Here is a 22,362-nt window from a genome sequence, read left to right as displayed (position 1 = left end):
TTAATTTTCATCAGGTTCCGGAAGCTGCTCTGTTTCCGGAGCCTGTTGCACATAAATTTCAGGTAATTTCTTCTTGCTGTCTACCCCAAGCTTACGCATTCTCTCCGCTCTGCTTACCAGGTTACCATTTCCGCTGGTCAGCTTTTTCATCGCTTCTTCATAGGCATCCCGACTACGTCCCATCAGTGTTCCCACTGCTTCCAGATCTGTTATAAATCCTACGAATTTATCATACAATGCACCTCCCTGCCTTACAATCTCCTGCGCATTGCGATTCTGTTTATCCAGCTTCCACATGTTTTCGATCACACGCAACGTTGCTAGTAACGATGGTACGCTCACCAGGATAATTCGTTTACGGAACGCAAAGTCGTACAGGTCCTCCTCCGGCTGCATAATGGCCAGCGCATAGGCGGGCTCAATAGGAATAAAGAGCATCACGAAATCCGTAGTATTATTATACAGCGAATGATAGGCTTTCGCGCTGAGTTCATTCACATGGTTCTTTACGGATTGCAGATGTGCTTTCAGGGCTTGCTGACGGGAGATATCATCTTCTGCGCTGCAATATTGTTCATATGCTTTCAGGGATACTTTTGAATCGATGACTACTCGTCTGTCTTCCGGCAGATGCAGCACCAAATCGGGGCGGCGAAGTTGTCCGTCATCATCATAGCGACTATCCTGCGTAAAGTAGTGGATTCCTTTTTCCAGGCCGGATGCTTCCAGTACTTTCTCCAGGATGATCTCGCCCCAGTTGCCTTGTTTCTTGGTGTCGGCTTTTAGGGCATTGGTGAGGTTATTGGCTTCTTTACTGAGGGTTTGATTCAGGAACAGCAATCGTTGCAGCTCCGCGCGCAATTCAGTACGTTGCGTGGTTTCTGCTACCAGTGATTGTTGTACGCTGCTGCGGAAGTTATCTATCTTCTCCGACAGTGGTTTTAACAGATCATCCAGTTTGGACTGGTTCTGTTCCATAAAGTTGCCCGAAATGCGCTGCAACAACTGATGCGCCATACTTTCAAACTCGTGTCTGGCCTCATTTTGTTGCTGGATCATACGCTGGCGCTCGTCCGACAGCTGCAATTGCAGGTATTTATTCTGCTCCAGCAGCCGGCCCATATCCCCTTTTTGCAAGGCATATTCTTCGTTTAACCGTTCCAGTTGGTCCTGCGCATCTTGCAGTTGCGACTGTCGGTCGGCCATTGTTTTTTCAAAATATAATTGCTGGGCTTCCAGCTGTACCGCCTTGTCCTGCAATTGCTGTTGGCGGGCTTCCAATGCCTGCTGCCGGTTATGGGCGGCAAACAGCAGATACAAAAGAACGAGAACGACTATTCCCGCTGCTATTAAAGGTACTAGCATGACAATCTTCCTCCTGTTACAATATTCTTATTTCGTTGCGCATTGTAATTGCGTATCAACGATGTTTCTTCATAAATCCAATCTCTTCGCGGGAATCATTTTCCCAGCCGATCATTTCCTCCAGGAATTTTTCCACAAAGCGAAGTACGTATGCTTTGTCTACCTCTTCCGGTTCTACAGTGTCCAGGGTAGCGTTTTTAGGTCCATCTTGCGTAATACCATCAATAAACGGATAAGCAACCCAGGTAACGATCTGGCCGTTTCGTGATTGTGAGAAAGACAACAGTCCCCCTTTCTTCATCTTCTGAATCACCGCATTGGAATTTTTTTCTACTATTCCGCTGGGGCTATAATTGAACATGATGTAGACGGATTCCATATTCTGCCAGGCTTCATTAATATCAACTACCCAGTCGAACATTGGAAATCTGGTGGAGACTTCTTTTAAAGTATTGATTGTCAGATCTCTGGTAAAAGAATGCCAATGATTCCTTCTTTCTTCTATTCTAAAAAATACCTGCGCCAGTTCCTGGCCCAGTTTTTCAACGTTATCCATGGTATTTTTTTAGTCTGAAGTTAAACTAATAAAGGCATTCTGCCGATACGACAGAATGCCTTTATTCCTGTTATCTGTAAACTGATTAGAGTCTTTCGTAGAGCTTGCGCAGACGTTCAGGCGTCATGATCGTCTTCCAGTCTTTACCCAGTGCATTTTCCCACAGTGGAGCCATGCCCAGGGATACGTTGATCATGATATCGAATTGTTCGTCTGTCAGGCCTTTGGTGATACCCTGAGGAATGGTGATGTTATGTTTCTGCACCATTTTCTTGAATTTCTCCACACCTTCAGGATAGAATTCTTCCAGTTTGTCGAACACGATACAGTTACCGATACCGTGTTTAGTACCGAGCAGGTACGCCAGGCCATAGCTCACTGCGTGCGCTACGCCCACCTGGCTGTAAGCGATGCTCATACCGCCTGCATAGGAAGCCATCATCAGTTTCTCATCTGCATCATCATCCCATTGGTCTTTATCCAGGAAGATTTCTTCACACAGTTCCTGTGCTTTTTCACCGTAGGACTGGCTGAAAGCATTCAGGTAAGTACCTTGTAAAGATTCTACGCAATGGATAAAGCAGTCCATTGCAGTATAGAAACGCTGGTTAGGTTCCACTGTTTTTGTCAGGGAAGGGTCCAGTACGATCTGATCAAATGGAGTGAAGTCGGAGTTCATACCCAGTTTACGGGTAGGGCCTGTCAGTACGCAAGTGCGGCTAACTTCCGCGCCTGTACCGGAGATTGTAGGAATACCTACTTTGTATACGCCTGGCAGTTTAACGAGATCCCATCCCTGGTAATCCGCAGAGGACCCTGGGTTGGTCATCATCAGGGCAACCGCTTTTGCCATATCCATCACAGAACCGCCACCAATACCGATGATACCGGATACCTGACCGAATTCAGCTTTCAGTTCATCGCGGATCTGGTCAACATATTTGGTTTTAGGTTCGTCTGTTACATCGATGATCACGATTTTATCCTTGCCGCGCAGAGGAACGCGGGATAAAAATTCTTTCTTATCCTGGAAATACATGTCCACGAAGAAAATCATGGGTGCATCGCCATTACGCTTAGGGGCCAGGATTTCGTCTAACTGGTCAAAACACCCGTTACCGTAAACCACGTAGTCCACCATTTTAAAATTCCTGAATTTCATATATGCGTATTAGTTAGTTTGTTATAAAAGTTTTGCCGCTTTTTCCAGATCTTCCGGCGTGTCAATTTCCACACCCATATATTCTGTTACGACCATTTTCATCGGAATACCATTTTCCAGGTAACGGAGGCATTCTACTTTCTCCGCCAGTTCCAGTGGGGTTGGTTCCAGTTTGGTAAATGTCATCAGCGTTTCCTTGCGGAAAGCATAGATACCAATATGTTCGTAGTAAACGGGCGTAATATCTTTTGCGCGGGGATAAGGAATAACGCTGCGGGAGAAGAATAAGGCATTGGAGTTTTTGTCTACCGCTACTTTCACATAGTTTGGATCTTCGATAGACTGTTGATCGGTGAGTACCTGCATGAGGGAGGCCACCTGTACTTTCTTTCCTTCTTCCCCTTCAAATACTTTCAGCAGTTTTTCGAGGGGTTCTTTTTGAGTGAAGGGTTCGTCTCCTTGTACATTCACTACAATCTCATAATCCAGTAGTTCCATGGCTTCTGCGATACGATCTGTACCACATTCATGCTCTCTTTTGCTCATGACGGCTTTACCGCCGTTGGTTACTATTTCCTGGAAAATGATATCGCTGTCTGTCACCACCATTACCTCATCAAATACGCCGGTGTTTACAGTGGATTCATAAGTGCGGAGGATAACAGATTTTTCGCCCAGTTTAGCCATCATTTTGCCCGGAAAGCGGGTAGCGCCATAACGGGCAGGTATCAACGCTATTTTCTTCATGCCGATATATTTAAGTGTAAAGGCGTAACCGGGCAGCATTGCTACCCGGGTTACGCCTTTATCAGTATTTATAATGCGCTTTTAATTGCATTCACCATTTTCTCTACTCTTTCCTTGATCTCAGCTTCAGACCAGGAGAGGTTGATTGGTGTGGAGATATTTCTGCTGATGATTGCATCAGAAGCAGGGAATTCTTTTGTTTTATAGATTTCCATCGCTTGTTTCAGTCCTGGTGCAAATGGCGTCAGCACGCTACCTTGTTTGAAATGATCCCACTGACGGATATAATGCCAGTTGTTGTCATAATAGTAGAATGCTGCGAGACCAGCAGCTTTCATAGCAGCTGCTGCTTTACGCGCCTGGTCTGCTTCTGGCAGGAAGAAGGACAGGAAGGTAGCGCTATCGCCGGCAGGATCTGGCAAACGCCGGAAAGTCACACCAGGGATGGCAGACAATGCATCTTTGAAGATCTTCTTGGTGCTGCGCTGGATAGACAGGAAGGTGTCAATTTTACGGATCTGAGCCAGACCTACAGCAGCGTGCAGTTCAGAAATACGGTAGTTATACCCAATGAACGGATGCTGTTCCAGACCGCGATCGTTGCCGATGTGGTCATGTCCGTGGTCGGTATAGCCATCACATTTGATGTACACATCTTTATTATTGGTAACGATACCGCCGCCTTCCGCACAGGTAATCGTTTTTACAAAGTCGAAGGAATACGTACCCGCATCACCGATAGTACCCAGCGCTTTGCCTTTATAAGTAGCGCCGAACGACTGGCACGCGTCTTCCAGTAAAATCAGGTTATGTCTTTTACAGATATCCATAAGGGCATCCATATCTGCCATAGCGCCGCACATATGTACAGGCATTACCACTTTGGTACGTGGGGTAATGGCAGCTTCAACGGCTTTAGGGTCGAGGGTGAGGGTATCATCCACATCTACCAGTACCGGAGTGGCGCCAACAGAGAATACAGATTCAAAGCTGGCTACGAAGGTGAAAGTAGGCATAATGACTTCATCGCCAGCGCCCAGGCCCAGAGCGGCCATAGCAGTGGTCAACGCAGCAGTACCACTGGAGGCCAGCTGTGCATACTGTACATTCAGTCTTTTACACATTTCTGCTTCCAGCTCTTTCGCTTTCCATATACCTTTACGTGGACCATCAAACCCGTATCTCATCATGATACCGGTGTCCATTACGTCATTTATTTCTTTCCTTTCCTCGGGTCCAAATAGTTCAAATCCGGGCATAAGCTGTTGATTTTAAAAATATAATTGAAATATGGTTGTTAATTGGTGCTGCAAAGTTACTATAATCAGGCTTCCCCTTCACTGATATTTCTGTTTAACTTTTGCTAAAAATTTAACATGCGTTCCTATTTGGCACTGATTAATTTAATCCAAAAAGCGAGGTATCTGCAAGTATATCACAGTTATCGTTAACATTACGTTTGCAAAACCTGTGATAAAAGTCCCATATATCTGTTCTATCTTTGGGCCCTCCTTAGGGAGAACAAACCAAAATTCGACCCCATAACCTCTGATCAACCTGCCTGATTTTATCCTCTTCCTGCTGAAAAACAAGTATTGATTTTAACTAACTCCTGTTTAGAACCCGGTATCTATTTCACTTAATCACTTATTAACTGGTTATGTCCGGGAAATTATTAAGTATTGTTTGCTTAGCGCTGATTACATTTTGCAGTTGCACAAAACAAAACGATGTTCAACCCATCGACCCCAACCCTACACCTGTTGCTGTAGATACAGTTACAGTACCTGAAAATCACGTGGACCGTAAGGCCCTACTCACCCTTGTAAATGGACTGAGAAGTCGCGGTTGCAATTGCGGCGGCGTACAAATGCCTGCTGTAGGCCCGCTTACCTGGAACGGTCTGCTGGAGAAAGCGGCTTATCTCCATAGTAAGGATATGGCTTTAAATAATTACTTCGATCATAATGCGCCAAATGGCAGTACTCCTGGTATGCGGCTGGATCAAGCCGGATATCGCTGGAATACTTATGGCGAAAATATTGCTACCGGCAATATGGATGAACAAGCAGTAGTATTAGGCTGGTTGAATAGTCCGAGTCATTGCAAAAACATGATGACGGCCGGTTATACAGAGATCGGCGTAGGACGGTATGATAAGTCCTGGACAATGGAACTGGGTCATAGGAACGGCGTGCAATAAGTCTCAGGGCTCTTTTTCTTTCTTACGCCACATACGCCAGAGGAAGTAAATGAATGCTGTCATAGAAATGGTCAGCCAAGAATAAAAGAATAACAGTCGGCCGGGAGTAGATTCTTCCGGCACGCCAAAACCAAGATACAAGCCCAGGAATACATTTATCATCATCCAGAAGAATCCGAATACTACGGTTCTCATGATTTTGAAAAAGTATCTCAGCAGGTCCATATCGAACGGCGGCTTATCCGGATCCGTGCCATTGCCTGGCCCAGGCTCTCCTGGCTGCTGCGTTGGTTGTTCTTGCTTTTCGTCGTCTGTCATAATACAAAGTTATGGGATTAATAGCTTGGCAAGTGCGGCGCTGTCTCCTTTAAAGACATTAAAATCTACTGTTGTTCTAATACCGTTTACCCTGCCCATGTCACTATGTTGCCAGAATATCCAGCTTCTGTTGGAGGAAGGTCTTTCCTTCTGGTAATAGTGCGCTATCCACAATGGATATTTATCAAACTCATCTCCGAGGTACGTTTCGTAGAAATGTATGTTGGTATAGATGATGGGCTTCACTTTATACGCTTTTTCCATCTCTTCAAGCCATATCCTGGCCGTGCTGCGGATCACCGCAGCCGGCTGGTTATTGGAGGTTTCGATGTCCAATACGGGAGGTAGATCGCCCGACTGCAAGTCGACCACATTCTGAAAGTTGATGGCTTGTTTGAGAGGGTCGCGGGTAGCGTAGAAGAAATGATATGCTCCCCTGATGAGACCTGCCCTGCCAGCTCTGTCCCAGTTCTGGTTAAAGGAGGCATCCTGACGGGTAATCCCTTCCGTCGCCTTTATAAAGGCAAAGGATATACGAATATTATCAACTTTCATCTGGCGTACTGCCGTCCAGTTGATATCCTTTTGAAATTTCGATACGTCAATACCATGAATCCTGTAATTAACCGGCATATCAATTCCGAATTCATCGTATCGTACGAACTTAATTTTTTCTTCCCTGGTTTTCCACCAATACCAGCCAGCTATGGCCAGTATCACCAGTATTATTCGAATCCAGAAGCTTTTCACTTTAATTTCAGTTAGTTGCAGGTAATTTGGGTAATTGCTGACAGCGGTAATTTTATAGCAATTATAGGCTATAATTTGATTAAAGACAGTACTTTTACAATGGTCAAGTGAATTTTTATGCCTGATTTTAACCTGAATGATAGCCTCAACCTCTTTTCCAAGTTCACTTTCCGCCGCGCTTTAAACGCCGGAAAAGTACTAGGAAGTTATTTCGCCAGCAAATGGACCGGAAAACCTGTTCAATGGGGATATCCTATTTCAATATCTTTTGAGCCCACCACCTCCTGTAATCTGCGTTGCCCGGAATGCCCGAGCGGTCTCAGAGCCTTCACCCGTCCTACCGGTATGCTGCAACAGGATTTCTTTAAGCAAACCATCGACGAAATTCATAAAGAACTACTTTACCTGATCTTCTATTTCCAGGGAGAACCCTTTCTCAATCCGGGTTTCCTGGATATGGTGAAGTATGCTTCCGAAAAAGGTATCTATACCGCTACTTCCACCAATGCGCACTACCTCACTGAGGCTAACGCCAAAAAAACAGTGGAAAGTGGACTGGACCGACTGATCATCTCCATCGATGGTACTACCCAGGACGTATATACGCAGTATCGCGTAGGCGGACATCTGGATAAAGTTATCCAGGGGGCTAAAAATATCGTGAAATGGAAAAAGGAACTGAATTCAAAAAAACCATTTGTCTTCTTTCAGTTCCTGGTAGTAAAGCCGAATGAACACCAGATCGAGGATATTAAAAGACTAGCAAAGGAAATCGGCGTAGACCAGGTGCGCTTTAAAACCGCGCAGGTATATGACTATGAAGAAGGCAACCGCCTTATTCCTACAATCGATAAATACTCCCGCTACCATCGTAATGAGGATGGTACCTATAGCATTAAAAACAAGCTGAGTAACCACTGCTGGCGCCTCTGGCACTCTCCGGTTGTTACCTGGGATGGCCTGGTGGTACCTTGTTGCTTTGATAAAGATGCACAACATCGCCTGGGGAATCTGAAAAAAGAATCCTTCAAAGCATTATGGCATAATAAAGAGTATATCCGTTTCCGTAGTGAGATCCTGGAGTCCAGAAAAAACATTGATATCTGTGCTAACTGCAGCGAGGGTACGAAAGTCTGGGGATAACGTGTCTAACGAAATAATAATCAACAATATACCGGGCTATATGCCCGGTTTTTTTATTCAAAATCGGGATCGTTCTTCTTCTTTTCTTTGCGACTTTTCGCGAATTTATTAAAGAGTTTAATACCCAGTTGAACCCCAAAGAACTCCAGGGCAGTAATCAATGCGCCGGTAGCAAAGTTTTTAAACCTACCGCTTTCCCAGGCGAATTTGGCCACCTTTCCGGCGGCGCTCATCATATTAGTGTGTTTGCCGCTTCCTGGAATAATGGAATTCAAGGCCATTCTTTTATAGTTATCCTTGAAGTGATCCACTCGTTCCAGCAACACATCTTCCAGGTCTACGGAACGTTTTTGCAGCCGGGCGATTTCCTGCTCCAGTGCGTCAAAACCATGTATTTTCTTTTTCTTGGCCATGTTTAAGGGTGTTCTATGGCTTCATCGTCAGGAACATATCCGGAATCAGCCGGCGTTACCACCTGGCTTTTCTCTTTTTTGTCTTTCCCATGTACAGGATCACGCTCTTCGATTTCATCGATCAGCACATTAATGAGTAGCCTGGATAGTGGTCTTTCGATAAGTTGTCTTCGAAAAAAAATGATAATAACAAAAAACAGGATGAATAATCCGGAGGCACAGGTGAATCCAATGGTAAAACTGCCGGTTCTTTCACCAATCCAGAATGCCACCAACATTCCCAGAAACACAATGACAAAAAAGAACAGCAGGAAAGCCATCAATACTGAGAAAAATAATCCCAGCGCTTTTGATAGCTTTCCCGCTGCCTGGAGCTTCAGCAGATCCAGCCTCGTTTCGAGGTAATCTTTGGCAACTTTCCCTGTTTGTTTAAAGTAATCGCTGAAATTTTCTTCCATGCAGTTTTATTTAATCAAATGGAATTAAGCCAGCTCATTTTCGAGGGCGTCCTCAAAATGATCCCTCTTTTTCTTCCATTTATCTTTCAGCTTGTCTGCCTGATATTTCATTTTTTCTACCAGTTCATCCTTTTTGTCGGAATTCAGAAAATATCCAACTGCTACACCAACAGCAGCGCCGACGATAAATGAAACCACAGCTTTTGAACTTCTACTCATAACAAAGTTTTTTTAAAGATTAGAAAATAATCATTTGAGCATTAGTAGCTAATGGCTCACAAACATTATTCCAAGAACAAGCAGTATAGAAATTTGTTTACCTCTTAACAGCAATACAACCTTTGGCGCAGACTTTGAAAGTAGGCTAATTTTTACGAAATTAAATTATGAGTTATTTAGATAATGCCCGACTGAAGCAGATTGGTTTTTTACTGCTGATATTGTTCCTGGCCATACTCTTGTTTACTAACCTGTATACGTACTTTCCCGGATTCCTGGGGGCCATCACATTTTATATTCTCTGTCGCCGATGGATGATTGCGCTGGTAGAAAAATACAGGTGGAATAAAAGTCTGGCTGCCGCCCTACTCCTCTTATTGACCTTCCTTATCATTTTGGTGCCGGTAGGTGCATTGGTTAACATGCTGAGTTCCAGAGTAGTATATGCGGTTTCCAATTCTGCCAACCTGATTCAGCAGGCAAAAACGCTGAACAACCATTTATCGGAACAGCTGGGCTTCACGGTGATTACGGACGCCCGCATTCAAAAGATCCAGGAGTCGCTCACCGCTTTTCTTCCCGGATTCCTGGGGGCTACTTTTAATACGCTGACCACCATTGCCATCATGTATTTTATCCTGTATTTTATGTTGGTGAAATTACGGGAGATGGAAGCCTTTCTGTATGAATATATTCCACTGAAAGACGAAAATGTGGATCTGCTGGGTAAGGAATTCAACAAACTGGTTATTGCCAATGCGGTGGGTATCCCGCTGATTGCAGTTATTCAGGGTATTGTTTCGCTGATCGGTTATTTAATTTTTGGCGTATCGCAACCGTTTTTCTGGTTTATCGTCACCTGTTTTACGGCTATGTTGCCGGTAATAGGCGCTGCGGCGGTATATGTTCCTTTAGGTGTTTATATATTAACTACTGGCAACACTTTCCAGGGACTGGCAGTATTGATTTATGGTTTTGTGATCGTAGGAACTTCCGACAACATTGCCCGATTCCTGCTGGCGAAACAAATCGCGGATGTACATCCGCTTATCACCATCTTCGGGGTACTGATAGGCGTTAGCCTCTTTGGCTTTATAGGACTGATTTTCGGACCACTCCTCATATCTATGTTTATTCTGCTGTTGCAGATTTATTCCAACGAGTATCTGGTAAAAAAGCGGGAAGCGCCGATAGTACAGAAGCGGTTATCGATGAAATCCAGGAAAAATCCGTAGTATATTAACGGTAGTAGTTATTTTCTGCGATGTAACTGATCACATTGTCTGGCACCATAAAGCGAACGGACTTACCTTCCTTAATCCATTTTCGTATATCCGTTGCAGATATATCCAGCATGGGGGCGTCCAGTACTTCCAGGCGTGCGCCGTAGGTTTCTTTTATTTCGTGGCCTGGCCTGCGATATACATATATGGGATAATTCCGGATGATATGTTCATAATTTTTCCAGCGTGGAAGGTTTTGGAAGCTATCGCTGCCCATGATGATGCAGAATTCCTGGGTAGGAAATTTCTCCCCCAGGTAGGCCAGGGTATCTACAGTAAAGGAAGGGCGAGGCAATGAGAATTCAATATTGCTTGCCCGCAACCTTTGTTCATCTTTAATTGCCAGTTCCACCAGGTGAAACCTGTCGTGCTCATTTAACAGCGTGGAAGAAGGTTTAAGGGGATTTTGCGGAGAAACTACCAGCCAAACCTTATCCAAGTCAGTATTGTACGCAACGTAATTGGCAATTATCAAATGCCCCGTGTGTATAGGATTAAAAGACCCAAAATACAAGCCTATCTTCATGATTCATCTATAAATTTGCCAACGGCATCTCAATAATGCGTGTAAAAATAGGCATTTCCTGCATTCCTGCTTAGTCCAGTGGCTTAAAGTGCTCAAATATCTGTCCGCAGGACTTACAAAAGTGGATAGCCCGACAAAGAGTGGAACCGAAAGGAGCCCGCAGATAAGTGTCTGTACTTCCGCAGTGCGGGCAGGGTACAGCTACAAATAATTCTTCACTGACGCCATTCACGACCTTGCGGGGAGGGGCAATTCCGAAGGCGCTTAATTTTTCTTTGGCTTCCGGGGAGATACGGTTGCTCTCCCATGCGATATGTTTATCCACAATAACAGTAACGGATATATGAAGATCCGCTTCCAGTTTTTCCCGAATATTCTTTTGAATATAGGTAACAGCGGGGCAGGCGGCAAATGTGGGAATCATATGTACCTCTGCCCCGTTGTCTGTCATCGACACGGAAGTGATCATACCCAGTTCCACCACGTTTAAAACGGGGATTTCCGGGTCCATCACTTGTTCGAGTGACTTATAAACATCTTCTGTAGTAATCTTACTCACTATTCGCTATTTTCTTTACTTCTATTATGACAGCTATTACCAGCTGGCATCCACATCCAGGTTAAATACCTCTCCCATTTCTTTCAGCAGTGGCGCGAGATAGGAGGTGTGTTTTCCCTGACGTCCGCCGTAGCCGGGCGTAAGCGCTGCCACGTCTGGTAAATTCAGGGAGGCTTTTACCAATACTGGATAGATACTTTCCAGCCAGCGGGTATACAGCGCCTTTTCTCCAGGATACACTTTTTCTGCTATCAGGATGTCTTCATAGTCCTTGCTGGGTTCAAAGATACCAGCGGCCAGGCCAATGATTTCATTGAGAGCGGTTTGCATTCTGTCGTAGCTTTCTTCTCCTCCTTTACTGAGTTGTAGCACCCATGCATTGGCATGGAGCGTATGGTATTTCAGTTCACCTTTTACTTTTTTGCTGAGGTTCCGGAGCGGTTCAAAGCTGCTGTCTTGCAGACTTTCATACCTCACTGCCTCCGCATGATCGAAGAGGAAATGTCGCATCAGGCTGAAATCATATCCTGCATTGGGTAATTCTACCAGGTGACTGCATTTGAATTCGTTTTCTGGTCGGCAAAAGGCGAACATATCAGCGGATTGCGTGATGAGTTGCTTTTCCTCCAGCGTATTATAGAGTGCCCATGCATGGCCGATTTTATCTTGTGCCATGCTGGAAAATGCGATATCTTCTTCCATAACAGGCCCTAATCCGGTCCATTCTGAATTACGATGTCCTAAAATCAGTTCATCGTCCGCCATTTTTGTGAGCAGGTCTGTAAGTGCTTTATTTAACATGATTGGTGGCGCCTTTGGATTGTTTGAATTTGTTGATTTTTTCCATCACTTTAAAGCCGCTGGCATCGCGATATGTTTTCTCCATATTGTTGGCAAACATATCTTCATCTTCTGAATCAAAGGCCAGAATATCAGCGCTTTTCACTACCCATAGGTTAACGCATTTTTTCCGCCGGCCGAATTGTTCTTTTGCAAAGATCAGGGCCATCTGAGGGTCTGGTGCGTGTACACAGCCTACATGTTCGTGGTGAGCGCCTCTCTTTTCCTGGTGAAAAACCTCATACACATTCCAGTTCTCTCCTGCTTCTACCTTTATAACTGCCGTAGGATCACCCAGTTTTAATCTGTTTACACGTGGATCTAATGACATGATTGGTTCTAAGTGTTGATGTATAAAAAATTAAGCTACTGGCAGTGCGTGTTTGTCTGCCGGATTCATGAGGGCTTTACGCACCCATCTGCCATGTTCTTCCGCCCATTTGCGTACCTGCAGGCGTTCCTGATTGCAAGGGCCGCCCCCATTGATAACGCGGAAAAATTCATCCCAGTCTGGATCACTGTATTCCCAGCGACCTGTTTCCTCATTTTTATGTAATGCCGGATCTGGTAAAGTGAGACCCAGTTCCCATATTTTAGGTACGTAAGTATCCAGGAACTGATTACGCATATCATCATTGCTGGCCATTTTCACTTTCCACTCCATCAGTTTTTCACTGTGTTGGGAAGTTTTATCCGGAGGGCCAAAGAAATGCATGATTGGTTTCCACCAGCGATTGAGGGCATCCTGCAGCATTTCTTTCTGAGCGGGCGTTCCGGTGGCCAGCTCAATAAATGCATCATGTCCTTGTTTCAGATGGAAACTTTCTTCGTAGCAGATACGTTCCAGGGCCCTGCAATAGGGACCGTAGGAACCTTTGGAATTGGCTACCTGGTTTACAATAGCTGCTGCGTCTATCAGGAAACCAATGACAGTAACATCCGCCCATGTTTTGGCTGGATAATTAAATACATTGGAATATTTAGACTTTCCGCTCAGTAGATCATTGATCATTTCTTCCCTGGTTTTACCCAGTGTTTCTGCTGCGTTGTACAGCAACTGACCATGACCTATTTCATCCTGGACTTTTGCGATAAGCGCCAGTTTGCGTTTGAAGCCTGGCGCCCGGGTGATCCATGTACCTTCGGGTAATGCGCCAATAATTTCAGAATGAGCGTGTTGTTCAATTAAACGGATGAGCTGTCTGCGATATTCAGTAGGCATCCAATCGCCAGGTTCTATTTTTTCTCCCCTTGCGATACGTTCTTCGAATGCAGCCAGTTTTTCCGGCTCATCATGGACCTTTTCTTCCCTCAACTGTTTGTTGTTGGGTTCCTCAAAAATATATCCTCCGCCGTACATAGTGCGATTGTTTTGGTCGAATCGTAAATTACGGAAAAAAGCCCGGTTTCAGTCGAAACGGATTGTTAAAAACCCTAATTTTATTGGGCTGTATTATCTATGCTATCGCTCTCTGTTATACTATGCTGGGCACTGTTTCTCCCAATGGAGATGGAGAAACAGCCATCCACTGCCAACCGTAATTCCCGCACGGTCGTGCAGTTGGATTTTCATTTCCAGGAACAACCCTATTCAGAGAATTCAGATACTTTGTATTATACGCCTTATCGTCATTTGAAATGGGATGATTTTCAGGGAACTCCGTCTGTCAATGGCCCCAGTGCAGCAGTGTCATATACTAGCTTTGCCTATGAGGGTAGCAGTCGCCTATATAAAGATACCCTGCACATTACGTTACAATTACAGGTGTTCTTTATAAAAAGTGCCAGTTGGGTAAGGCCAGATAGTAAAACGGCCTATGGCCTCGCACATGAACAGTTGCATTTTGATATTACCCGGCTGGTAGTGGAACGTTTCAAGCAACGGTTAAAGCAAACCGCTTTGAACCGTGACGATTATGATAGTGTTATACAATATCAGTATCTCGAAGCGTTTAAAGAAATGAACCGATTTCAGTATGCCTTCGATCGCGAAACACATAGTGGAATGAATGCCGCCGCACAGGAGAAATGGAGAGAGAAAGTAACAATGGGCCTCAAAAACAACGGTAACTTACCTGAAGAACTTGGGAATGATATCAACAGGATTCCTTTCATACCCCATTAAACGTTGAGGCTTTTTTATCGTTTAACCTGTTACGTTAGCTGTAAATCAGATTTCATGCTTAAATTGTATATATGCAACCAAATTCTATGTGGCGGATATTGACCGCCTTCACCCTAGTGGCTCTCCTGTTTGCTGCGTGCAAAAAGGACATGGCGCGCAACACCGGCGGCAATCCCAATACCGGTACTGGCGTAGTCTCCAGCAATGATAGTATCTACGATGTTTTTAAAGATATATATCTCTGGACAGATGCAGTTCCAGATTCTGCCACTTTCAAACCAGACAGCTACTCTTCTCCATTTACGATGTTTGATTCGCTGAAAGGATTCAAAAAGAACGCCAGCGGAGCCAATCTCGATAAGTACAGCTTCCTCGATGATGGTACTGTTGCACAGGTACTTTCCGGACATGCAGGCGATTTAGGTTTTCAGGTCGGATTCCAGACCAACACCGAATTACGCGTAGTATATGTATATCCTGGTTCTCCAGCTGATCTTGCAGGAGTGAAACGCGGTTGGAAAGTGAATTCCATCAATGGCACTTCCAGTTTCCAGTATGGTAATCAGGCCACCTATACGTTGTTAGATAACGCCTTTGGCGCTGCATCTGCCAATTTCGTGTTCACCAAGGCAGATGGTACCAGCCAAACCAGTACCATTACAGCAGCCCAGTACAATCTGAACCCAATACTGTATAGTAACATCTTTACACTCAATAGTACCAAGGTAGGATACGTTGTATTCAACTCCTTCACAACCTTGAATGTAGTTCAATCCCAGTTTGATAATATTTTCGCCAGTTTCGCCAGTGCCGGCGTAACCAATGTGGTCTTCGACCTTCGTTACAATGGTGGCGGTGCAGTGGAAACGACGGAGTACCTGGCCAATAAAATGGCGCCAGCTGCACAGACGAATAAACTGATGTACTCCACCATCTTCAATGCGAATGTAACTGCCGGTAAATTTGGTTGGCTGTTTTCTTCTATGAAGGCACTCCCGGATTATCCACAATACAAATGGACAGATATCTTCTATTCTGAAGCCACTACTTACGCCAAAACCAATTTTGGCTCCACCGGTTCTCAGAATATCTCCAAGCTATCTTTCATTGTGACCGGCAACACTGCTTCTGCCAGCGAACTACTGTACAATGTACTGCTGCCATCTATGAGTCCTCGCCTCGTTGGACGCAAAACCTACGGTAAACCAGTTGGATTTATCGCGGTACGTATAGGCATCAATGATATGTATTGCATCAATGAGCAGTCACTCAATTCTGCCGGCAATGGTAGCTACTTCGACGGTCTGAATCCGGATGTGAATGTACAGGACGATTACACCAACGATTGGGGTAGTTTCTCTGATCCGATGTTACGCGCAGCTATCACCGACCAGGGAATTCCTGCAAGTGCACTGGGACGTATAGCCGCTACCGAAAGTCTGAGAACTGCTGAAATTCCTGGATTCTTTACCAAGGCAAATCAGTTCAAAGGCATGGTGACGAAGTATATTAAACGATAAAAGATATTATAAAAGAGAACGGCGGCGCCTGGTGATGTACCAAGCGCCGCCGCTCTCTTTTTATGAAAATATGCTTATTTCCCCCAATTTTGGTCTAATTCACGCACTACATCCAGTATAGTAACCACTGAACGGTAATAAAAATGGTGATTTATCCGGTCGTACTCATCTGAGACTTTGTGATAGTCAGGATGGTCTTCTACTCCAAAATAGATGAAAGGAATCTTTGCTTCGTAGAATGGTAGCTGGTCGCTTTGAGGAATCCAGTTTTCGTGACCGGTATTCGGCGCATCATGCCCTATGATCAGTTTTATATCACTCGTTGCCGCTACTTTTTCCACATAAGGTTTCAACGCTGGCTCTACTCCCGGCCCACAGGCATATAGCTCATTCTTATCGTTATGGGCGATCATATCCATATTCAGGTTCATGATCATATTCTCCTTTGCTACTGGCGGATGCTCCACGAAATCTTTTGCGCCTAGCAATCCCATTTCTTCTGCATCGGTAGCGAGAAAAATCAGCGTATGTTTTGGAGGATGGGCTTTGAAATATTTTGCGATAGCCAGGAGACCGCCGATTCCGGAGGCGTTATCATCCGCGCCATTGAAGATGCTGTCAGTGGCGGCAGCATCGTGTCTCCCTATACCTAAATGATCATAATGAGCGGAAATCACAATTGCCTGAGGAAGCTGACCCGGGATGTAACCATATATATTGGTTGCCATGATGTTACGTTCCCCTTGTTTGACATAAAACGGATATTCATAACTATCATGATAGGCGGAAATTCCAATTTCCTTGAACCTGTCAAGTATATAGAACTGGGCTTTGCGACTGCCAGGCGTACCTGTTTTACGACCAGCATAAGCATCAGAAGAAAGGGTGCGGATATCCTTCATCAAAACAGAGGAATCCACCTGGGCTATAGCCGGGGCAGTCAGCAGCACCCCAGCGCAGAGTAACAGCCATTTCATAGTTCATAACATTTCCTGCAATGTACAAGAATATTATGCAGCACGGCTACTTATTTGAGGATCTGGAAAGCAATTAAGCTGAAGATATAAGCCAGTCCGGTCATATAAACCAGTTGTATCAACGGGAACTTCCAGGATTTGGTTTCTCTCCTGACAATCGCCATTGTACTCATACACTGCATAGCAAATGCATAGAACAACATTAGGGAAACGCCGGTAGCCAGCGTATAAACCGGTGTGCCATCCACTCGTTTGGCTGCCGCCATTTTTTCACGGAGGGTGGCATTATTATCATTGGGGTTCTCTCCTACGCTATACAGGGTGGCCATTGTACCCACGAATACCTCACGGGCAGCAAAAGAGGTGATCAACGCAATACCTACTTTCCAGTCAAAGCCCAGTGGAGCAATTGCTGGTTCAATTGTATGTCCCAGTATGCCTGCGTAGGAATTAGATAATTTCTCAGAACGATATAAGTGATTCAGACTGTCGGCTTCCGGTGAGTCTTTCGGAGCGGCAGCGATCAGTTGCTCATATTTTTGATGAATGGGCTCCATTCTTTTCCCAGGACCATAAGACGCCAGGAACCAGAGAATCACGGAGATCACCACAATCACTTTACCTGCGTCTGTAATGAAGATCTTGGATTTTTCCAGCATGGTGATACCCACATTCTTCCAACGAGGAGCCCTGTAAACAGGCAACTCCATGATGAAATAACTTTTCTCTCTGATCCGCACAAACAATTTCATTAAGGCTGCTATAGTGATAGCCATGAAGAAACCAAGGAGATACAATCCCATCATCACCAATCCTTGTAATCCCAGAATGCCGAATACACGTCTGTCTGGTACTACCAATGCAATCATTACGGTGTAAATAGGCAACCTTGCCGAACAGCTCATGAGCGGCGTTACCAATATGGTGATGAGTCTTTCTTTTTTATTTTCGATGGTTCTGGTGGCCATGATGGCTGGTACGGCACAGGCTACGCCACTGATAAGGGGCATGACTGATTTACCGTTCAATCCCACCTGACGCATTAATCTATCTGTGAGGAAGCTGATTCGTGCCATGTATCCGCTGTCTTCCAAAATCGTGATCAGTCCAAACAGGATGGCAATCTGCGGAACAAATACAGCAAATCCGCTGACACCCGCGAGAATACCGTTAATGAATACGTCGGTTACTTTATTATTCGGGAGAATATTTGTCAGCCAGCCACTGAGTTGACCAAATCCGGCTTCAATCCAGTCCATCGGATAGCTTGCCAGCCAGAATATACTTTGGAACAGCAGGAACATCACCACGAGGAGAATGACATATCCCCAGAAACGATGCAGTAGTAAATCGTCGATTTTTTCGGAGCGTAACTGCTTCTGTAAAGGATCTGCTTCTACCACGGTAGATTTCATGATATGCTTGATGCGGGCATATCGTTGCATGATTTCTTCCGCCTGTACTTTTGTTTTGTTGAATTGATTGGTCTGTAAGGCGTTTTTGATGGCCAGTTTCTGGCCTCCGTTGAGGAAGTTCAGCTCATCGCTGTTTACTGCCACGTGTAGAGCGGCATAATCGCTTCTGGAATTGGTATATTTCTTAACGTCTTCAATGGATTCTTTGGCCAGACCAATATTGTTGATAAAGTCACGTGCCGGCACTGCGTAGTTACCTTTGGCAGTTAGCTCAATGATCTTTTTCAGTTCGGCCACTCCTTTATTCTTACGTGGGTTAATGGCCACTACTGGCACACCCAGTTCTCTTTCCAGTCCATCCAGATCGATTTCCACGCCTTTTTTGCGGGCAATATCCATCATGGTAAGGGCGATGATCACCGGCATTTTCAGATCGATGATCTGGGAACAGAAGAGGAGATTGCGTTTCAGGTTGGAGGCATCGGCAACAATAATCACCAGGTCTGGGGCTTCGGAAGCATTTACATTGATGAGGACATCATAGGTTACATATTCATCGGCACTTTTCGGGTACAGACTATATGTACCTGGCAGATCGATGACGTTGGCAGCAAGACCTGAAGCAATGTTTGCATGACCGGTTTTCTTATCAACCGTGACACCCGGAAAGTTACTAACCTTCTGGTTCAGACCTGTGAGAACATTGAAAAGTGAGCTTTTTCCACTATTCGGATTTCCTACCAGCGCGATGTTTAATGATGCCTGCATTCCTTACCTATCCTGTTGTTTAGATTTTTAGCAATTGCCGAATGCGCAAAGTTAAACATTAATAAGGAGGGGGAATGCTCCAATCGGGAAAAAAGCAGGAAGGGGTGAAAAAGAAAGAAGGTCGTAGTATATACCACAACCTTCATACGTATCTAATTGGTTTATTGTAAATTAGCCTCTAATCGGAAAACTTAATGCATCTACCAGGTTAAAGAAACCACTCACAGTTGTTTTCTTTTTTTCACAAATCTTTGGGTTTTCTTCTGCTGGCATCTCTGGTTCAGCATAACTGCTGTGATATTGGTAATGTTTTTCCAGGGAGTCTTTATCCTGAGTTGGTGCGGAACTGTCATTGGAACCTTTTTCCTTTTCCACTTTCATACCATCAGGGGTTACGGTGACTTTGGTATTGCCATTATCGGAATCCCAGTCATTATTGTCATAGAAGTCATAGCCGGTATATCGTGCACCGTTAATGAATCTATGGGAGAATGTACGTCTTACATCATTATCCATTTCCAGGTTTTTCCCTTTTGGCACCCGGAGTATTACAATAACGCGTTGTACACGATATTTCGCATCTGGAGCGAGGCCGAATCCGTGAGGGATCAGGAGCACGGAGTCTTGCTGTTGCAGGTTGAAAAGGATCTCTTTCGCATTGTTAGTGGCAGCATCTATGTTGCGGCCTTTGGAATAGCGAAGTACCTGTACAGCGAAACTATCATTGGTACTCTGTTCTACGCGCAGGCGGATATCATTAATAACCGTGGTATCGCTGGTGATACGGAGGTCTTCGTCAAAGATGCCGAATTCAAAGTCGCCGTCATCATTATAGGCAAAGTCGCTAGGCGCTACTTTCACCGTCAGGGTCTTTCCTTTGGGTTGAGCGAGTGCGAAAGTTTCTTTAATGGTAGCGCTTCTGCGACCTTCTCTTACGAGGCTGTTTGCCAGTAAACCGGCCATAATCAGACCTACGATCCAGAGGAATCCCAGGGTAGGTCCTACAAAGCGAACGGCTGATTTAGAGCCGGTGGCTTTACGGACGATGAAGATAATGAGTGCCAGTACTGGTATACCAATCAGTAAGCCTGTGCTTAACCAGAAGAGGATTACCTGGATACTGGATGAAAAAATCAGATGTTGCAGCGGAACTATGGCCGCGGAAGAAACAATCAGCGTAATGCCTACGACAACGAGGCAGAACAACATTACTACCGAAAAGAATATGAAGAAACTCTTGGTAACAAAAACGATTACTTTACCGAGGCCTTGTGCCATGCCAAGGAAGAAACGTTCAATATCGTTACCTATTTGTTTTCCGCGGCCCTGAGAAAAATTTCGGATATCATTTCCGGCTTTGTTGAACTGATTTTTCACACTGTGTATTTCTTCTTGCACAGTAGCTTTAATATTGTTCAGATCTACCTTCTCTCCTCTCATTTCCAGCTTTTCGGCAGCGCTATCAGCGTATGGAGCGGAAATCCACAGTACCACATATACTACAGCCATGGCTCCAAATGAACCCAGGATAGCCAGTACAAATACGATACGGAAGATCACAGGGTCCAGGTTGAAATATGCTCCCAGGCCTCCACAAACACCACTCAGAACTTTGTTTTCCGGGTCGCGGTAATAACGCTTCTTCGGGCGTGGATCTGCACCAGTAGCAGCGCCAGCAGATTGCTGTTGCTGATCTTTAGGAGCTTCCTCATCAAATTGTTCAGGAGTACCCATAGAATGCTTTACCGTCTCTACGTCGCTGTCGGTAATGCAATGTGCACCAGCTTTTAATTTATCCTGAAACAATTCAGCAATACGGGATTCAATATCCAGCACGATTTCATCCCCACCTTCCTCTTTTGCGAAATAACGCTTCAGGCTGTCCAGGTACTGACGAAGCACCTCGTAGGCACTATCCTCGATGGGGATAAGTCGGCCAGACAGGTTTATGTTAATAATCTTTTTCATTTCGTTTTTGGGTTTAGGCTTTAGGTAAAAGGTTGATTAAATGGTATTTGTTTCTTGTGTCAGCTGGTGAACGGCATTAGCCAGTTCATTCCAGGTGGTCTCCAGTTCCTTATAGAATTCTTCTCCTTTGTCAGTCATGGAGAAGTATTTACGGGGAGGTCCGGAGCTGCTTTCTACCCAGCGATATGTTAGTAGTTCTGCGTTCTTTAATCTTGTCAATAAAGGATAAAGTGTGCCCTCCAAAATATCAAGTTTAGCCTCTTTCATCTTTTCTATAATATCTGAAGGGTAAGCTTCTCCTTGCTTGATAATGGACAAGATGCAAAACTCCAGCACTCCTTTCCTCATCTGCGATTGTGTGTTATCTATGTTCATGGCAAGTGAGCTTTTTAATGATCTATTATATTGAAAGTTGGTCTAGCTATTTCAACCTTGTGATACAAAGATAGGAAGTTTACACTACTATGCAATACACAATACCATAGAAAGCAAAATAACTTGCTTTAAAAGTTACCTGCCAAACTAGGGATAATGCACGCCCAACAAGGGAAATGGCGAACACATATATTATTTTACTAATTTAATTAATTAGGATGAGTGGTAAAATGATAGGGATGAAAATCTGTTAACGCGCTTTAACATTTTTTTAATTACCATGTTTTATTATTTATCATTCTCCTAATTTACTTTTGTATCAACGGTTTAACACATGAAGAAAGCGATCGGCATATTTCTGTTGGCACTAATGGTGTCTCAGTTCCTCCCTATCAAGGAGGTCGGAAAGCTGCTGTTCAATAATCAGATTGTGGAAGAACATCCGATAGATGCGGGCCATGATCATGTAAAGATGGCCAAAGAATTAAAGTTCTGTAGTGTCTCTGATGATCTGTTAAGATTTCATCTTACTAAAGAATTAAAGGTAAACAGATTTCATTCCAACGAAAATATTCCCAGTAGTCCTGCCCAGGAAATACATTGTCCCCCTCCCAATGGCTTCATGGCCTAATACATAGTTTCACTGTACGTTGTCTGTACAGTATTATTCTC

The 22,362-nt window shown here is 44.5% G+C and carries 25 protein-coding genes; 6 read left to right on the top strand and 19 right to left on the bottom strand.

Going from position 1 to position 22,362, the window contains the following annotated elements; genetic code table 11:
• The 5 genes from rmuC to CLV59_RS06345 form a co-directional block, all read right to left on the bottom strand.
• Positions 1-1,365 (bottom strand): DNA recombination protein RmuC, encoded by a 1,365-nt coding sequence (rmuC, locus tag CLV59_RS06365; protein ID WP_111591181.1) that lies wholly within the window; start codon positions 1,363-1,365, stop codon positions 1-3.
• Between the two features lie 55 nt (positions 1,366-1,420).
• Positions 1,421-1,921 carry a hypothetical protein gene (locus CLV59_RS06360; protein ID WP_111591180.1) on the bottom strand — a complete coding sequence of 167 codons (501 nt, stop codon included), beginning with the start codon at positions 1,919-1,921 and terminating at the stop codon, positions 1,421-1,423.
• Positions 1,922-2,006: 85 nt separating this feature from the next.
• The gene (locus tag CLV59_RS06355; protein ID WP_111591179.1) at positions 2,007-3,083 is read right to left on the bottom strand and encodes an iron-containing alcohol dehydrogenase family protein; all 1,077 of its coding nucleotides are present in this window, start codon (positions 3,081-3,083) and stop codon (positions 2,007-2,009) included.
• A gap of 21 nt (positions 3,084-3,104) precedes the next feature.
• Positions 3,105-3,830 carry a 3-deoxy-manno-octulosonate cytidylyltransferase gene (kdsB, locus tag CLV59_RS06350; protein WP_111591681.1) on the bottom strand — a complete coding sequence of 242 codons (726 nt, stop codon included), beginning with the start codon at positions 3,828-3,830 and terminating at the stop codon, positions 3,105-3,107.
• A gap of 68 nt (positions 3,831-3,898) precedes the next feature.
• The gene (locus CLV59_RS06345; RefSeq protein WP_111591178.1) at positions 3,899-5,089 is read right to left on the bottom strand and encodes a DegT/DnrJ/EryC1/StrS family aminotransferase; all 1,191 of its coding nucleotides are present in this window, start codon (positions 5,087-5,089) and stop codon (positions 3,899-3,901) included.
• Positions 5,090-5,490: 401 nt separating this feature from the next.
• On the opposite strand from CLV59_RS06345, the gene CLV59_RS06335 reads away from it, so the two are divergent.
• Positions 5,491-6,033 carry a CAP domain-containing protein gene (locus CLV59_RS06335; RefSeq protein ID WP_111591176.1) on the top strand — a complete coding sequence of 181 codons (543 nt, stop codon included), beginning with the start codon at positions 5,491-5,493 and terminating at the stop codon, positions 6,031-6,033.
• Between the two features lie 3 nt (positions 6,034-6,036).
• Here CLV59_RS06335 and CLV59_RS06330 read toward each other — a convergent pair whose 3' ends face one another.
• Positions 6,037-6,351 (bottom strand): hypothetical protein, encoded by a 315-nt coding sequence (locus CLV59_RS06330; protein ID WP_111591175.1) that lies wholly within the window; start codon positions 6,349-6,351, stop codon positions 6,037-6,039.
• Positions 6,352-6,360: 9 nt separating this feature from the next.
• On the bottom strand, positions 6,361-7,101 hold the full coding sequence (locus tag CLV59_RS06325; protein WP_245950820.1) for a glycoside hydrolase family 25 protein: 741 nt from the start codon (positions 7,099-7,101) through the stop codon (positions 6,361-6,363).
• Positions 7,102-7,218: 117 nt separating this feature from the next.
• Between CLV59_RS06325 and CLV59_RS06320 the strand changes: the two genes are divergently transcribed.
• Positions 7,219-8,244, top strand: a complete 1,026-nt coding sequence (locus CLV59_RS06320) for an SPASM domain-containing protein (RefSeq protein ID WP_111591173.1) — start codon at positions 7,219-7,221, stop codon at positions 8,242-8,244.
• 53 nt (positions 8,245-8,297) lie between these two features.
• Here the strand turns inward: CLV59_RS06320 and CLV59_RS06315 are convergent, their stop codons facing one another.
• The 3 genes from CLV59_RS06315 to CLV59_RS06305 are packed head-to-tail and all read right to left on the bottom strand — an operon-like array spanning position 8,298 to position 9,334.
• Positions 8,298-8,657, bottom strand: a complete 360-nt coding sequence (locus CLV59_RS06315; RefSeq protein WP_111591172.1) for a hypothetical protein — start codon at positions 8,655-8,657, stop codon at positions 8,298-8,300.
• A gap of 2 nt (positions 8,658-8,659) precedes the next feature.
• Entirely contained in the window at positions 8,660-9,115 is a 456-nt protein-coding gene (locus tag CLV59_RS06310) for a hypothetical protein (protein ID WP_111591171.1), read from the bottom strand.
• Between the two features lie 24 nt (positions 9,116-9,139).
• Entirely contained in the window at positions 9,140-9,334 is a 195-nt protein-coding gene (locus CLV59_RS06305) for a YtxH domain-containing protein (RefSeq protein ID WP_111591170.1), read from the bottom strand.
• 167 nt (positions 9,335-9,501) lie between these two features.
• Here CLV59_RS06305 and CLV59_RS06300 point away from each other — a divergent pair, with 167 nt between their 5' ends.
• Positions 9,502-10,569 (top strand): AI-2E family transporter, encoded by a 1,068-nt coding sequence (locus CLV59_RS06300; protein ID WP_111591169.1) that lies wholly within the window; start codon positions 9,502-9,504, stop codon positions 10,567-10,569.
• 4 nt (positions 10,570-10,573) lie between these two features.
• Here the strand turns inward: CLV59_RS06300 and nadD are convergent, their stop codons facing one another.
• The 5 genes from nadD to paaA form a co-directional block, all read right to left on the bottom strand.
• The gene (nadD, locus tag CLV59_RS06295; protein ID WP_111591168.1) at positions 10,574-11,143 is read right to left on the bottom strand and encodes a nicotinate (nicotinamide) nucleotide adenylyltransferase; all 570 of its coding nucleotides are present in this window, start codon (positions 11,141-11,143) and stop codon (positions 10,574-10,576) included.
• Positions 11,144-11,213: 70 nt separating this feature from the next.
• Positions 11,214-11,702 carry a 1,2-phenylacetyl-CoA epoxidase subunit PaaD gene (gene paaD, locus CLV59_RS06290; protein ID WP_111591167.1) on the bottom strand — a complete coding sequence of 163 codons (489 nt, stop codon included), beginning with the start codon at positions 11,700-11,702 and terminating at the stop codon, positions 11,214-11,216.
• Positions 11,703-11,738: 36 nt separating this feature from the next.
• Positions 11,739-12,503 (bottom strand): 1,2-phenylacetyl-CoA epoxidase subunit PaaC, encoded by a 765-nt coding sequence (gene paaC / locus CLV59_RS06285; protein ID WP_111591166.1) that lies wholly within the window; start codon positions 12,501-12,503, stop codon positions 11,739-11,741.
• Complete coding sequence (gene paaB, locus CLV59_RS06280; protein ID WP_111591165.1) at positions 12,493-12,873, bottom strand: 1,2-phenylacetyl-CoA epoxidase subunit PaaB; 381 nt, start codon at positions 12,871-12,873, stop codon at positions 12,493-12,495. Before paaB ends, paaC begins: the two co-directional genes overlap by 11 nt.
• Before the next feature lie 30 nt (positions 12,874-12,903).
• Entirely contained in the window at positions 12,904-13,902 is a 999-nt protein-coding gene (gene paaA, locus CLV59_RS06275; protein ID WP_111591164.1) for a 1,2-phenylacetyl-CoA epoxidase subunit PaaA, read from the bottom strand.
• Positions 13,903-14,052: 150 nt separating this feature from the next.
• Here paaA and CLV59_RS06270 point away from each other — a divergent pair, with 150 nt between their 5' ends.
• Positions 14,053-14,667, top strand: coding sequence for a hypothetical protein (locus tag CLV59_RS06270; protein ID WP_211323755.1), 615 nt, complete (start codon positions 14,053-14,055; stop codon positions 14,665-14,667).
• A 71-nt stretch (positions 14,668-14,738) separates the two neighbouring features.
• The gene (locus tag CLV59_RS06265) at positions 14,739-16,187 is read left to right on the top strand and encodes a S41 family peptidase (RefSeq protein ID WP_111591162.1); all 1,449 of its coding nucleotides are present in this window, start codon (positions 14,739-14,741) and stop codon (positions 16,185-16,187) included.
• Between the two features lie 74 nt (positions 16,188-16,261).
• Here CLV59_RS06265 and CLV59_RS06260 read toward each other — a convergent pair whose 3' ends face one another.
• From CLV59_RS06260 to CLV59_RS06245, 4 genes are all read right to left on the bottom strand, one after another.
• Positions 16,262-17,164, bottom strand: coding sequence for a M20/M25/M40 family metallo-hydrolase (locus tag CLV59_RS06260; RefSeq protein WP_111591161.1), 903 nt, complete (start codon positions 17,162-17,164; stop codon positions 16,262-16,264).
• A gap of 50 nt (positions 17,165-17,214) precedes the next feature.
• A complete protein-coding gene (gene feoB / locus CLV59_RS06255; RefSeq protein ID WP_111591160.1) occupies positions 17,215-19,347 on the bottom strand; it encodes a ferrous iron transport protein B in 2,133 nt (710 codons plus the stop codon).
• A gap of 171 nt (positions 19,348-19,518) precedes the next feature.
• Positions 19,519-21,315 (bottom strand): PspC domain-containing protein, encoded by a 1,797-nt coding sequence (locus tag CLV59_RS06250; protein WP_111591159.1) that lies wholly within the window; start codon positions 21,313-21,315, stop codon positions 19,519-19,521.
• Between the two features lie 36 nt (positions 21,316-21,351).
• Positions 21,352-21,690 (bottom strand): PadR family transcriptional regulator, encoded by a 339-nt coding sequence (locus CLV59_RS06245; protein WP_111591158.1) that lies wholly within the window; start codon positions 21,688-21,690, stop codon positions 21,352-21,354.
• Between the two features lie 334 nt (positions 21,691-22,024).
• On the opposite strand from CLV59_RS06245, the gene CLV59_RS06240 reads away from it, so the two are divergent.
• A complete protein-coding gene (locus CLV59_RS06240; RefSeq protein ID WP_111591157.1) occupies positions 22,025-22,321 on the top strand; it encodes a ParB N-terminal domain-containing protein in 297 nt (98 codons plus the stop codon).
• The last annotated feature ends 41 nt before the right edge of the window (positions 22,322-22,362 follow it).

Source organism: Chitinophaga dinghuensis, from assembly GCF_003259435.1.
GTDB classification, from domain to species: domain Bacteria; phylum Bacteroidota; class Bacteroidia; order Chitinophagales; family Chitinophagaceae; genus Chitinophaga; species Chitinophaga dinghuensis.
Note: the sequence above shows the minus strand (reverse complement) of the source record. Positions and strands in the feature narration are given on the sequence as shown.